This window comes from Kitasatospora sp. P5_F3 (genome assembly GCF_054049135.1).
In genome coordinates this window covers 119311-134120 of sequence record NZ_JBFUMY010000003.1, presented here as the reverse complement: position 1 = coordinate 134120, position 14810 = coordinate 119311, and the positions used below count along the sequence as shown (strand labels likewise).

Below are 14810 nucleotides of genomic sequence, written 5' to 3'. Positions count from 1 at the left end.
GGGCACCCCTTCTCACGATGTGGACGGGGCATTACGCCCCTGTTTCGCTCCCGGCGACAGGGGGCACACTGGTGGGAGCGTGCGGACGAGCGTTCGCCTCCCGCCAGCTCTGTTACTTGCCGGTAATAGCCCGTGACCTGGGCACCTTGTCCGCCATCTGGACGTGACATTCCACTTTTCGGGATGTCCGGCATCATGTAACCTGCACGAAATCGCAGAGGGCCAACGTCGTCCCTATTGCACAAGCACCTTGCCAGAGACGACGACGGGAGAGCCGATGCTGTCTGCATCCATGCACTCCGCCAACGAGCCCCAGCAGGCCGCAGCCCGGCCCTACGCGCTCGTTCCGGATGCGCGACCCACTGCTCAGGGCCTGTACGACCCGCGTAACGAGCACGACGCCTGTGGCGTCGGTTTCGTCGCCACGCTGACCGGCATCGCCGACCACACCATCGTTGACCAGGCCCTCACGGTGCTGCGCAACCTGGAGCACCGGGGCGCCACCGGCGCCGAGCCGGACTCCGGTGACGGTGCGGGCATCCTGACCCAGGTCCCGGACGCCTTCCTGCGCTCCAAGGTCTCCTTCGAGCTCCCGGCGGCCGGCTCCTATGCCGTCGGTATCGCCTTCCTGCCGGACGAGGACGCGGCCGACGCCGCGGCCGTCGCGCAGATCGAGGCGATCGCCGCCGAGGAGAACCTCACCGTCCTGGGCTGGCGCGACGTGCCGGTCACCCCCGACCTGCTGGGCGCCACCGCGCGCTCGGTGATGCCCCGCTTCCGGCAGATCTTCGTGGCCGGCGGCGAGCTGACCGGCATCGCGCTGGACCGGGTCGCCTTCGTCCTGCGCAAGCGTGCCGAGCGGGAGGCCGGGGTGTACTTCCCCTCGTTCTCCGCCCGCACCATCGTCTACAAGGGCATGCTGACCACCGGCCAGCTGGAGCCCTTCTTCCCCGACCTGTCGGACCGGCTGTACGCCTCCGCGGTCGGCCTGGTGCACTCGCGGTTCTCCACCAACACCTTCCCGAGCTGGCCGCTCGCCCACCCGTACCGCTTCGTCGCGCACAACGGCGAGATCAACACGGTCAAGGGCAACCGGAACTGGATGACGGCGCGTGAGTCCCAGCTCGCCACCGACCTGATCCCGGGCGACCTGAGCCGGATCTTCCCGATCTGCACCCCGGACCACTCCGACTCGGCCTCGTTCGACGAGGTGCTGGAGCTGCTGCACCTGGGTGGCCGTTCGCTGCCGCACTCGGTGCTGATGATGATCCCGGAGGCGTGGGAGAACCACGCCACCATGGACCCGGCCCGCCGTGCGTTCTACCAGTACCACTCCAACCTGATGGAGCCCTGGGACGGCCCGGCCTGCGTGACCTTCACCGACGGCACCCAGATCGGCGCGGTGCTCGACCGCAACGGCCTGCGCCCGGCCCGGTACTGGGTCACCGAGGACGGCCTGGTGGTGCTCTCCTCCGAGGTCGGCGTGCTCGACATCGACCAGGAGAAGGTGGTCAAGAAGGGCCGCCTGCAGCCCGGCAAGATGTTCCTGATCGACACCGTCGAGGGACGGATCGTCGAGGACGAGGAGCTCAAGGCCCAGCTGGCCGGCGAGCACCCGTACGAGGAGTGGGTCGCGGGCGGTCAGATCGAGCTCGGCAAGCTGCCCGAGCGCGAGCACATCCACCACACCCACGCCTCGGTGACGCGTCGTCAGCAGACCTTCGGCTACACCGAGGAGGAGCTGCGGGTCATCCTGGCCCCGATGGCGAAGTCCGGTGGTGAGGCGCTCGGTTCGATGGGCACCGACAGCCCGATCGCCGCGCTCTCCGAGAAGCCCCGGCTGCTCTTCGACTACTTCATCCAGCTGTTCGCGCAGGTCACCAACCCGCCGCTGGACGCCATCCGCGAGGAGCTGGTCACCTCGCTGCTCAGCAACCTCGGCCCGGAGGGCAACCTGCTCGCCGCCGAGGCGGCGCACTGCCGGTCGGTCGGCCTGAGCTTCCCGGTGATCGACAACGACGAGCTCGCCAAGCTGATCCACATCAACGCGGACGGCGACCAGCAGGGTCTGAAGGCGGTCACGCTGTCGGGCCTGTACAAGGTCTCCGGCGGCGGCGAGGCGCTGGCCGCCCGGCTGGCCGCGATCGCGGCCGAGGCCGACGCGGCGATCGCCGACGGCGCTCGGATCATCGTGCTGTCGGACCGTCACTCGGACGCCGAGCACGCGCCGATCCCGTCGCTGCTGCTCACCTCCGCCGTGCACCACCACCTGATCCGGACCAAGCAGCGCACCCAGATGTCGCTGATCGTCGAGGCCGGTGACGTCCGCGAGGTGCACCACGTCGCGCTGCTGATCGGCTACGGCGCCGGTGCGGTCAACCCGTACCTGGCGATGGAGTCGGTCGAGGACCTGGTCGAGCAGGGCACCTTCCTGACCGGGATCGAGGCCGAGAAGGCCATCAAGAACCTGATCAAGGCGCTCGGCAAGGGCGTCCTGAAGGTGATGTCCAAGATGGGCATCTCCACCGTGGCCTCGTACCGCGGCGCGCAGGTCTTCGAGTCGATCGGCCTCTCCCAGGAGCTGGTGGACAGCTACTTCGCCGGCACCACCACCAAGCTCGGCGGTATCGGGCTCGCGGAGATCGCCAAGGAGGTGGCCGCCCGCCACGCCAAGGCGTACCCGGCCTCCGGCATCTCCGCCGCGCACCGCGCGCTGGACATCGGCGGCGAGTACCAGTGGCGCCGCGAGGGCGAGCCGCACCTGTTCGACCCGGACACGGTGTTCCGCCTGCAGCACTCCACCCGGTCGCGCCGCTACGACATCTTCAAGCAGTACACGGAGCGGGTGAACGAGCAGTCCGAGCGGCTGATGACGCTGCGCGGCCTGTTCAAGTTCAACGGCCTGGACCGCGAGCCGATCTCGATCGACGAGGTCGAGCCGGTCTCCGAGATCGTCAAGCGGTTCTCCACCGGCGCCATGTCGTACGGCTCCATCTCGATGGAGGCGCACGAGACGCTGGCCATCGCGATGAACCGGCTCGGCGGCAAGTCCAACACCGGTGAGGGCGGCGAGGACCCGGAGCGCCTGTACGACCCGGAGCGCCGCTCGGCGATCAAGCAGGTCGCCTCCGGCCGGTTCGGCGTCACCTCCGAGTACCTGGTGAACGCGGACGACATCCAGATCAAGATGGCCCAGGGCGCCAAGCCCGGTGAGGGCGGTCAGCTGCCCGGCCACAAGGTCTACCCGTGGGTCGCGAAGACCCGGCACTCCACCCCGGGTGTCGGCCTGATCTCGCCGCCGCCGCACCACGACATCTACTCCATCGAGGACCTGGCTCAGCTGATCCACGACCTCAAGAACGCCAACCCGGCGGCCCGCATCCACGTGAAGCTGGTCTCCGAGGTCGGTGTCGGCACCGTCGCCGCTGGTGTCTCCAAGGCGCACGCGGACGTGGTGCTGGTCTCCGGCCACGACGGCGGTACCGGTGCCTCGCCGCTCACCTCGCTCAAGCACGCGGGCGGTCCCTGGGAGCTCGGCCTCGCCGAGACCCAGCAGACCCTGCTGCTGAACGGCCTGCGGGACCGGATCGTGGTCCAGACGGACGGTCAGCTCAAGACCGGCCGCGACGTGGTGATCGCCGCCCTGCTGGGCGCCGAGGAGTTCGGTTTCGCCACCGCGCCGCTGGTGGTCTCCGGCTGCATCATGATGCGGGTCTGCCACCTGGACACCTGCCCGGTCGGCGTCGCCACCCAGAACCCGGTGCTGCGCGAGCGCTTCTCCGGCAAGCCCGAGTTCATCGTGAACTTCTTCGAGTTCATCGCGGAGGAGGTCCGGGAGATCCTGGCCGAGCTGGGCTTCCGCACCATCGAGGAGGCGGTCGGCCACGCCGAGCGCATCGACGCCGCCGAGGCGATCACGCACTGGAAGGCGGCCGGTCTCGACCTGGCCCCGCTGTTCCACGTGCCGGAGCTGCCCGAGGGTGCCGCGCTGCACAACACCACCACCCAGGACCACGCGCTGGACAAGGCGCTCGACAACCAGCTGATCGAGCTGGCCGAGGACGCCCTGGAGCGCGGCGACGCGGTCCGGATCCAGCTCCCGATCCGCAACGTCAACCGGACGGTCGGCACCATGCTCGGCCATGAGGTGACGAAGCGTTACCGGGGCGAGGGTCTGCCCGAGGGCACGATCGACGTCACGTTCAGTGGCAGCGCCGGTCAGTCGTTCGGTGCTTTCGTGCCGAAGGGCATCACGCTCCGGCTGGAGGGCGACGCCAACGACTACGTCGGCAAGGGCCTGTCGGGCGGTGTGCTGATCGTCCGCCCGGCGCGCGAGGCGGCCGCCATCGGCGCCGACGCGCAGAACCACGTGATCGCGGGCAACACCATCGGGTACGGCGCCACCTCGGGCCGGATCCACCTGCGGGGCAAGGCCGGTGAGCGTTTCGCCGTCCGTAACTCCGGTGCCACCCTGGTGGTCGAGGGCGTGGGCGACCACGGCCTGGAGTACATGACCGGCGGAAGGGTCGTCGTTTTGGGTGAGACCGGACGTAACCTGGCAGCAGGTATGTCCGGCGGTGTCGCGTACGTGCTGGACCTGCGTCCGGCGAACGTGAACGACGGCATGGTGGGCATCGAGGCCCCGACCAACGCCGACCGCGACTGGCTGCGCGAGACCGTGCAGCAGCACTACGAGGAGACCGGCTCCACCGTGGCCGCCGAGCTCCTGGCTGACTGGGCCGGCGGGGTCTCCCGCTTCTCCAAGATCATGCCGACCGACTACAAGGCTGTGCTCGCCGCCAAGGACGCCGCTGAGCGCGACGGGCTCTCCGAGTCCGAGACCACTCGCAAGATGATGGAGGCGGCACGTGGCTGATCCCAAGGGCTTCCTGACCACGCCCAAGCAGCTGGCGGCGCGCCGCCCGGTCGATGTCCGGCTTCGTGACTGGAACGAGGTCTACGTCGAGCGCAGCCTGCTCCCGATCATCAGCAAGCAGGCCGGCCGCTGCATGGACTGTGGCATCCCGTTCTGCCACAACGGCTGCCCGCTCGGGAACCTGATCCCCGAGTGGAACGACCTCGCCTTCCGGGACGACTGGACCGGCGCGATCGAGCGGCTGCACGCGACCAACAACTTCCCGGAGTTCACCGGGCGGCTGTGCCCGGCTCCCTGTGAGTCGGCGTGCGTGCTGGGCATCAACCAGGACGCGGTGACCATCAAGAACGTCGAGGTCACCATCATCGACAAGGCGTGGGACAACGGCGGGGTCACCGCGCAGATCCCCGAGCGCCTGTCCGGCAAGACCGTCGCGGTCGTGGGCTCAGGCCCGGCCGGTCTCGCGGTGGCCCAGCAGCTCACCCGGGCCGGGCACACCGTGGTGGTGTACGAGCGCGCGGACCGGATCGGCGGCCTGCTGCGTTACGGCATCCCCGAGTTCAAGATGGAGAAGCGCCACATCAACCGCCGCATCGAGCAGATGCGTGCGGAGGGCACCCGCTTCCGTACCGGGGTCAGCGTCGGCGAGGACATCACCGGGCAGCAGCTGCGCGAGCGTTTCGACGCCGTCGTGGTCGCCGCCGGTGCCACCACCGCGCGTGATCTCCCGGTCCCCGGGCGGGAGTTCAAGGGCATCCACCAGGCCATGGAGTACCTGCCGCTGGCCAACAAGGTGCAGGAGGGCGACTTCGTCGAGCCGCCGATCAGCGCCAAGGGCAAGCACGTCGTGGTGATCGGCGGCGGTGACACCGGCGCCGACTGCCTGGGCACCGCGCTCCGGCAGGGGGCCGCCTCGGTCACCCAGCTGGAGATCATGCCGCGTCCGAGCGACGAGCGTCCCGGCAACCAGCCCTGGCCGACCATGCCGATGACCTACAAGGTCACCTCCGCGCACGAGGAGGGTGGCGAGCGCGTCTACGCGGTCAACACCACCCACTTCACCGGCGACGAGGACGGCAACGTCGCTGAACTCCACCTCGTCGAGGTCGAGTTCAAGGACGGCCGGTTCCAGCCGATCGAGGGCACCGAGCGGGCCATCCCGGCCCAGCTGGTCACCCTGGCGATGGGCTTCACCGGCACCGACGTCAAGAACGGCCTGGTGGAGCAGCTCGGCGTCGACCTCGACGCCCGCGGTAACATCGGCCGGGACGCGAAGTTCGGCACCAACGTGGACGGTGTGTACGTCTGCGGCGACGCCGGCCGTGGCCAGTCGCTGATCGTCTGGGCCATCGCGGAGGGCCGTTCGGCCGCCGCCGCGGTGGACAAGTACCTGGGTGGCAAGACCGCGCTGCCCGCCCCGATCCGCCCGACCGACCGCCCCCTGGTGGTCTGACCAACCCTCACCTGAAACCGCCGGACGCTCGTTGTCCGGCCGCACCAACCGCTTGCCCGTCAGAGCCGCCGGGCTCATGCGGTATCACGGCACCTGCCCCCTCCCCGACCAAGTTGGGGGCAGGTGCCGTTCCGCGTTTCCGGGGCCGGAGACGCGGCTCTGCGGACTCTGGGTGTTTGCTGAGTGTGTGCGCCGAGGTGACAACAACTGCCGTACCGTTCGTGGGTTTTGGCACGACTTGCCATGCCTTGCCAGGTACAGGCTCCGGTTCGGGCCGGTCAAGTTAGTTGACGGTTGAATAGCAGGTCACCTAGGGCCACAGTGGAAGCAGTGGAGATCGGGTCCGGGTTCGAAGTCGACGGCCCCCGGTTCCACTTCTCATCGGTGCGCAATGCCCGCTTCCCGCTCTCCCTTCGTACTGCCCACGGACCATCCCGTCAAGGGCCGGTCCGGCGTACCCGAAAACGTCGATGCGGTGCCGGTCAGGCTCGGCCGGCGCCAGAGGAAGGACCAACCGTGGCTCAAGTGACGGCAGTTGAGGCCCAGCAGTGGCTGATCGAGAAGATCGCCCACCGGCTCGGGGTGGCGCCCGGGGAGGTCTCGCCCGAGCAGTACTTCGACGAGCTGGACCTGGACTCCACCGAGGCGCTGATCCTGGCCGGCGAGATGGAGAACTGGCTCGGCTTCGAACTCGGCACCACCACGCTCTGGTACCACCCCACCATCAAGGACCTGGCCGCCCACATCGCCGAGGAGAGCGGCCAGCGTGCCTCCGCGTAGACCCGGGCCGGTCGCGGCCCTCCCATTACGCCGGGCTGCCGTAGGCGGCCACACCGTCCATCTGGTCCACCCCGGGGCGCTCGCCCCGCAGGTGCACCGTACGCTCGCCGAGGCCCTGCCCGAGGGTGTCGGACTGACCGTGCTCGACCTCTCCGCCGTCCCCGAGTACGGGGAGGCGGCCCTCACCGGAGGCCGGGCCGAGACCACCGTGGAAGCCCTTGCCGACTGGGCCGCCGGACTGACCGGTCATCAATTCTCGTTGGTCGGCTGGTCGTTCGGCGGGGTCGTCGCGCAGGCGATGGTCGAGCGACTGCCCGCCGACCGGCGACCGGAGCGGCTGGTGCTGCTGGACAGCATCGCGCCGACCGAGGAGTACCAGCAGCCCGACGAAGCCCTCGAACCCCCTTTGCTGCTGGGCTGGTTCGCGATGTACCTGGGCGCCAAACGCGGCCGTCCGGTACCGCTCGACCCGGCCGCCCTGCTCGGCTGCGGCGTCGACGACGGGCTCCCGCTCGTGCTGGACGCCGCCACCGCGAGCGGTGCACTGCTCCCGGACACCCCACTGCCCGGGCTCCGTAAGCTCTACGACACCTATGTCGACGGGCTGTTGCGCAACAACCGGCTCACCGCGCCGTACCGGCCGAGGCCGTCGAGCGTCCCGCTGGTCCTGGTGAAGGCCGAACGCAGCCTGATCCCCGAGGACCCCACGCTCGGCTGGCAGCCGCTCGCCCCGCACGGGCTCAGCCTGGCGGTGGCCCCCGGCGACCACTACACCATGCTCACCCGACCGGACGCGGCCCAGGCCATCGCCCGCCTGGTCCACCCCGTTTAGGTCCGACGCCCTGCCCGGGCAGTGTCCACACCCCCGTTGGGCGCTGCCCGGGTGAGACCCGGCCACCGAGACCAAGAGAGCCCGCCGTGAACTCTTCGCAGCCAGCGCACTCCTCGAACAATCCGACCGTCCAGCCTCTCGACAGCGCCGTCAGACCGAGTGAACGCGAGCTGGACCGCCGGCTCGCCCGCGACCCGATCGCCATCGTCGGTCTCTCCGCCCTCTACCCCAAGTCCCGTGACCTGCGGGAGTTCTGGGGCAATGTGGTGGAGGCGGCGGACTGCATCGAGGACGTGCCGTCGACCCACTGGGACCTCGACGAGCACTACGACCCGGACCCGACCGCACCGGACAAGACCTACTCCCGGCACGGCGGGTTCATCCCCACCGTGGACTTCAACCCGATGGAGTTTGGCCTGCCGCCGACCACCCTGGAGGTCACCGACGTCCTCCAGCTGCTCAGCCTGGTGGTCGCCCGCGACCTGCTCAAGCACGCCGGGGCCGAACAGCCCTGGTACGACGCCTCGCGCACCGGTGTGGTGCTCGGCATCACTGGCGCCAACCAGCTCACCCAGCCGCTCTCGGCCCGGCTGCAGACCCCGGTGCTCAAGGAGGTGGCCCGCAGTGTCGGCCTCTCCGAGCGGGACGCCGAGGAGATCGCCGAGAAGTTCAAGCTGGCCTTCGCGCCGTGGGAGGAGAACTCCTTCCCCGGCATGCTGGGCAACGTGGTGGCCGGGCGGATCGCCAACCGGCTCGACCTCGGTGGCACCAACATGACCATCGACGCCGCCTGCGCCAGCTCGCTGGCCGCTGTGAAGACCGCCGTCAGCGAACTGCTGGAGGGTCGCGCCGACACCATGCTGGCGGGCGGCTGCGACGCCGAGAACACCATCTTCATGTACCTGTGCTTCGCCAAGACCCCGGCGTTCTCCAAGGCCGGCCGGATCCGGCCGTTCGACAAGGAGGCCGACGGCACGCTGATCGGCGAGGGCATCGGCATGCTGGCGCTGCGCCGGCTGGCCGACGCCGAGCGGGACGGCAACGAGATCTACGCCGTGATCCGGGGCATCGGCTCGTCCAGCGACGGCCGGTTCAAGTCGATCTACGCCCCCCGCAAGGAGGGCCAGATCGTCGCCCTGGAGCGGGCCTACGAGGACGCCGACTGCTCACCGGAGAGCGTCGAGCTGTTCGAGGCGCACGGCACCGGCACGGCGGTCGGCGACGCGACCGAACTGTCCGCGCTGGCCGCGGTGGTGTCGGGGGCGACCGAGGCGAAGCAGTACGCGGCGGTCGGCAGCGTGAAGTCGCAGATCGGGCACACCAAGGCGGCGGCCGGCGCGGCCGGGCTGATCAAGCTCTCGATGGCGCTGCACCACAAGCTGCTGCCGCCGACCATCAACGTGGACGAGCCGAACCCGGCGATCGACTTCGCCAACAGCCCGTTCTACGTCAACACCGAGAGCCGCCCCTGGATCCGCGACCCGGAGCGGGCCCACCGCCGGGCCGCCATCTCCTCGTTCGGCTTCGGCGGCACCAACTTCCACTTCGTGCTGGAGGAGTACGGCGACGGCGACGACCTCAAGGTGGTCTTCCCGGTCGCCAGGGTGCACCAGTGGCACGCGCCGACCGTCCAGGCGCTGGCCGGTGCACTGGCCGGTCCGGCCCAGTCGGAGCCGGCCCCGGCCGGCCACCCCCGGGTGGCGCTGGTGGCCAGGACCGACGCCGAGCTGGCCGAGCTCACCGCGCTGGCGGCCGCCGAGCTGGCGGCCAAGCCGACCGCCTCGGACTGGGCCCACCCCAAGGGCGTGTACTTCCGGGCCCGTGCGGGCGAGAGCGGCAAGGTCGGCGCGCTGTTCGCCGGTCAGGGCAGCCAGTACGTGAACCCGGGCCACCGGGCCGTGCTCGCCGTGCCGCCGCTGCGGGCCGCCTTCGACGCCGCCAACCGGCGCTTCGCGGGCACCGAGCCGCTGTCCAGGGTGGCCTTCCCGGCGCCCGCCTTCAACCCGGCGGCCAAGGCCGGGCAGGAGGACGCGCTGCGCCGTACCGAGTACGCGCAGCCTGCGATCGGCGCGCTGGCGGCCGGTCAGTTCCGCTACCTGAGTGAGCTGGGCTTCGCGGCCGACGGCCATCTCGGCCACAGTTTCGGCGAGTTGACCGCGCTCTGGGCCTCCGGCGCGCTGGACGACGACGCCTTCTTCGAGCTGGCCAGGGCCCGGGGTGCGGCGATGGCGCCGCCCGCCGAGGCCGGGTTCGACCCGGGGGCGATGGCCGCGCTGAGTGCGACCGATCAGCAGGTGGCCGAACTGCTCTCCCGCTTCGCCGGGTTGGCCGTCTGCAACCGGAACGCGGCCGACCAGATCGTGGTCGGCGGCGGTACCGAGGAGGTCGAACGGCTGGTCGCGGCCGCGAAGGAAGCCGGGGTGCGAGCCAGTCGGCTGCCGGTCTCGGCTGCCTTCCACACGCCGTACGTGGCGCACGCGGTCGAGGCGTTCCGGGCGAGCGTCGAGCAGGTCGAGATCCGCGAGCCGCACGGGCCGGTGTACGCCAACACGCCGGGCGCGGTGTACGGCGCCGACCAGGCCGCCAACCGGCGGGTGCTGGCCGAGCAGTTGGTGAACCCGGTGCACTTCGCCGACCGGGTGGAGGAGATGTACGCGGCCGGGTTCCGGACCTTCGTGGAGTTCGGGCCCAAGGGCGTACTGACCCAGCTGGTCCGTCGGATCCTGGGCGACCGGCCGCACGTCGTCGTCCAGCTCGACCCCGGCCCCGGGGCCGACGCCGACATCGCCCTGAAGCGCGCGGTCGCCCAACTCGTCGTGCTGGGCCTGCCGTTGTCGGTGGCCGACCCGTACGTCCTGGTGCCGGAGCCGGTCGCGCCGGTGAAGGGCATGACCGTCCCGCTGAACGGCATCAACTACGTCCCCGAGCACCGCAGGGCCGCCTACCGGGAGGCGATCGACAACGGCTACCGGGTCACGCTGCCGACCGTCGAGGTCCACGTGCCGGTGCCCGTACCGGTCGAGGTGCCGGTCGAAGTACCCGCTTCCGTGCCCGTCCCCGTACCGGCCCCCGTGGCCGCCGTCGTCCAGGAGACCGAACCCGTGGACCACGATCGTCAGCCCGACCGGCTGTCCGAGCTGATCACCGATCACCTCGCCCTGCACGACGACTACCTGAACGGGCAGCTGCACAGCGCCGAGCGGCTGGCCGGCCTGCTGGAGAACGCCGCCGACCAGGGCCGTCTGCCCGAGATCCTGGGCGGGGTGACGGCGGTCAAGGAGCACGGCCTCGCGATCGGCCGGACGCACCTGCGCGCCAACGAGATCCTCCGTGACCTGGCCGCGCTGGAGCTGGGCGGGGCGCCCGCCGCTGCTGCCGCCCCGGTCGCGGCTCCGGTGCCGGCTCCGGTCGCGGCCGTGGCTCCTGCTCCTGCTCCGGTCGCGCTGGCTCCCGCGCCGGTGGCGGTTGCTCCGCTGCCCGTGGCTGTCGCGCCGGCCCCGGTGGTCGCCGCGCTGCCGCCGGTGCCGGTGCCGGTGCCGGTGGTGGCTCCGGTTCCCGTGGTTGCTGCCGGTCCGTCGGCGGATGAGGTGGCTGCCGCGTTGCTGGCGGTGGTGTCGGCGAAGACGGGTTATCCGGCGGAGATGCTGGAGCTCGGTATGGATGTCGAGGCGGATCTGGGGATCGACTCGATCAAGCGGGTCGAGATTCTGGGTGTGCTGTCGGAGCAGTTCCCGAGTGAGGTGCATGTCGGCCCGGAGCAGCTCGGTGAGCTGCGGACGCTGGGTCAGATCGTGGACTTCATGTCGGCGAGTGCGGCTTCGGTGCCCTCGGCTCCGGTCGCTGCTGCCGGTCCGTCCTCCGACGAGGTGGCTGCCGCGTTGCTGGCGGTGGTGTCGGCGAAGACCGGCTACCCGGCGGAGATGCTCGAACTGGGTATGGATGTCGAGGCGGATCTGGGGATCGACTCGATCAAGCGGGTCGAGATTCTGGGTGTGCTGTCGGAGCAGTTCCCGAGTGAGGTGCACGTGGGCCCGGAGCAGCTCGGTGAGCTGCGGACGCTGGGTCAGATAGTCGAGTTCATGTCCGGCGCCACGGCCACGGCCCAGGCTCCGACTGCTGCGGCTCCGGCGCAGGCCGGGCCTTCGGCGGGTGACGTCGCGGCGGCCCTGCTCGCCGTGGTCGCAGCCAAGACCGGCTACCCGGCGGAGATGCTCGACCTCGACATGGATGTCGAGGCGGATCTGGGGATCGACTCGATCAAGCGGGTCGAGATTCTGGGTGTGCTGTCGGAGCAGTTCCCGAGTGAGGTGCATGTCGGCCCGGAGCAGCTCGGTGAGCTGCGGACGCTGGGTCAGATCGTCGAGTTCATGTCCGGCACCACGGCTCCTGCCGCACCCGCGCCGGAGCCGGAGCCGGTGGTGGCCCCCGCCCCCACCTCCGCTCCGGTGGTCCTCGGCCGGCTCGGCCGGGCCCAGGCGACGCTGGTCGAACTCCCGCTGCCGGACCGGCTGGTGGGGGCGTACCCGGCGGGTTCCGCCGCCCTGCTGGTGGACGACGGCGGTGAGCTCACCCCCGAGCTGGCCGAGCGCCTGACCGCCACCGGCTGGCAGGTCCAGCTGCTCCGGCTGCCCGGGGTGACCCGGCAGCTGCCGGGGGTCCGTGACTTCGCACTGGCCGGCTGGGGTGTCACCGAACTGGCCGAGAAGATCGAGCAGTTGACCCCGGTCAGCCTGGCGGTCACCTTCTCCACCCGGCCGGACAGCGACTGGGCGGACGGCGTCCGCCGACTGTCGCACGCGCTGCTCACCGCCAAGCACCTGGTCGAGCCGCTGACCCGGGCCGCAGGAACCGGCCGGGCCGGCTTCGTGACCGTGACCCGACTGGACGGCGGCTTCGGCCTGCACGGTGTCGAGGAGGCGCTCGCGCCCTCCGGCGGCTTCGGCGGTCTGGTGAAGACCCTCGCGGTCGAGGCACCCGAACTGTTCTGCCGCGCCGTCGACCTGGCGCCGGGCCTGCCCGCCGCCACCGCCGTCGCGCTGGTCCTGGACGAGATCTGGGACGCCGCCACCGAACCGGTCCAGGTCGGTCACGACGGCACCCGCCGGGTTGCGCTCGGCCTGACCGAGCAGAGCCCCGCCACGGTCTCCGGCGAGGTCGCCGCGCTGACCGCCGAGGACCTGATCGTGGTCACCGGCGGCGCCCGGGGCATCACCGCCCGCTGCGTGGTCGAGCTGGCCACCGCCCACCGTCCCGGCTTCCTGCTGCTGGGCCGCACCGCGCTCGGCGACGAGCCCGCCTGGGCCCACGGGGTCACCGGCACGGCCGAGTTGAAGGCCGCCGCAGTCGCGCAGCTGAAGGCGGCGGGCGAGAAGCCGACCCCGAAGCGGGTCGAGCAGCTCTTCCAGTCCGTGGTCGGCGAGCGGGAGGTCCGTCGCACGCTGGCCGAGGTCGCGGCTGCGGGCAGCCGGGTCGAGTACCTGGCGGTGGACATCACCGACGCCGCCGCGACGGCCGCGGTGCTCGCTCCGTACGCGGGGCAGGTGACCGGTGTGGTGCACGGCGCCGGGGTGCTGGCCGACCAGCTGATCAGCGCCAAGAAGGCATCCGAGATCGAGCGGGTCTTCGCGCCGAAGCTGACCGGGCTGCGCTCGGTGCTGGACGCGCTGCCCGCCGACGTGCTGCGGCACGTGCTGCTCTTCACCTCGGTGGCCGGGTTCTTCGGCAACCGGGGCCAGTCCGACTACGCGATGGCCAACGAGGTGCTGAACGCCTGGGCGGCCGGCTGGAAGCGCAAGCACCCGCAGACCCGGGTGACCGCCCTGAACTGGGGCGCCTGGGACAGCGGGATGGTCTCGCCGCAGATCAAGGCGGTGTTCCAGGAGCGCGGCATCACGCTGATCCCGGAGTCCGTCGGAACCGCCCTGTTCACCGGGCAGTTCGCGCCGGAGCACGGCAACGACGTGGTGACGGTGCTCGGCCCGACAACTCCGCTCTCGGTGCGGGAGAGCGTGGCTCCGGCCGCGACCGTGCTGGAGCGCAGGCTGGACGTGCTGGCCGCCGAGCCGATCGTCGCCGACCACGTGATCGGCGGGGTGCCGGTGCTCCCCGCCGCGCTCGCGCTGGGCTGGGCGATCGGTGCGGTCGAGCGACTCAGCGGGGGGACGGTCCGTCAGGTCCGCGACTTCGCGGTGCACAAGGGCGTGCTGTTCGACGGCAGTGAGCAGGGCAGCTTCCAGCTCACCACCGCTCCGGCCGGGGACGGCGCCACCACCGAGGTGACGATCCGTTCGGTCGCCGCCGACGGCACCGTCCGCCCGCACTACGCGGCCGGGGTGGTGCTCGGCGCCGACCCGGCGACCGAGACCAGCCGCCCGAGCGTGGCCGGACTTCCGGCGCTCGGCCAGGGCCGGGACGCGAGCGGCTGCTACACCGACGGGACGCTGTTCCACGGCGACTCGCTGCGCGGTCTGCGGCGGGTGCTCGCGGAGCAGGAGTCGCGGCTGGTGCTCGAGGCCGCACTGCCCGAACACCGGCCCGGCAACGGGGCGTTCGGCGGGCAGCTGTACGGCCCCGGCACGGCGGACCTGCTGCTCCAGGCCGGTCTGGTCTGGATGAAGCTGTACCGCTCCACGGCGAGCCTGCCGCTCTCGGTGGCCCGCGCCGAGTTCCACCAGGCGCTGCCCGACGGCGAGCCCTTCCTGATCGTGGTCGAGCCGGTCTCCAGCAACGGCAGCACGGCGAGCCTGACCGTCACCGCCTGCGCCCCCGGCGGCCGGGTGCTGGCCCGTCTCGGCGGGGTGAGCCTGGTCTCCACGCCGCAGCTGGCCGCCAAGTTCGTCACCAACTAGGCGTACTCGCCCCTCGGCCCG

At 71.0% G+C, this 14810-nt stretch carries 5 protein-coding genes; all 5 read left to right on the top strand.

The features are described 5' to 3' along the window. Positions 1-292: 292 nt before the first annotated feature. The gene (gene gltB, locus ACXJMZ_RS02195; protein ID WP_457028311.1) at positions 293-4876 is read left to right on the top strand and encodes a glutamate synthase large subunit; all 4584 of its coding nucleotides are present in this window, start codon (positions 293-295) and stop codon (positions 4874-4876) included. Next, complete coding sequence (locus tag ACXJMZ_RS02190; protein ID WP_457028251.1) at positions 4869-6329, top strand: glutamate synthase subunit beta; 1461 nt, start codon at positions 4869-4871, stop codon at positions 6327-6329. Before gltB ends, ACXJMZ_RS02190 begins: the two co-directional genes overlap by 8 nt. 525 nt (positions 6330-6854) lie before the next feature. Beyond that, positions 6855-7109 carry an acyl carrier protein gene (locus ACXJMZ_RS02185; protein WP_457028250.1) on the top strand — a complete coding sequence of 85 codons (255 nt, stop codon included), beginning with the start codon at positions 6855-6857 and terminating at the stop codon, positions 7107-7109. Beyond that, positions 7096-7941 (top strand): thioesterase domain-containing protein, encoded by an 846-nt coding sequence (locus ACXJMZ_RS02180; RefSeq protein WP_457028249.1) that lies wholly within the window; start codon positions 7096-7098, stop codon positions 7939-7941. The genes ACXJMZ_RS02185 and ACXJMZ_RS02180 overlap by 14 nt, the downstream gene beginning before the upstream one ends. An 86-nt stretch (positions 7942-8027) precedes the next feature. Beyond that, positions 8028-14789, top strand: a complete 6762-nt coding sequence (locus ACXJMZ_RS02175; RefSeq protein WP_457028248.1) for an SDR family NAD(P)-dependent oxidoreductase — start codon at positions 8028-8030, stop codon at positions 14787-14789. Positions 14790-14810: the final 21 nt, after the last annotated feature.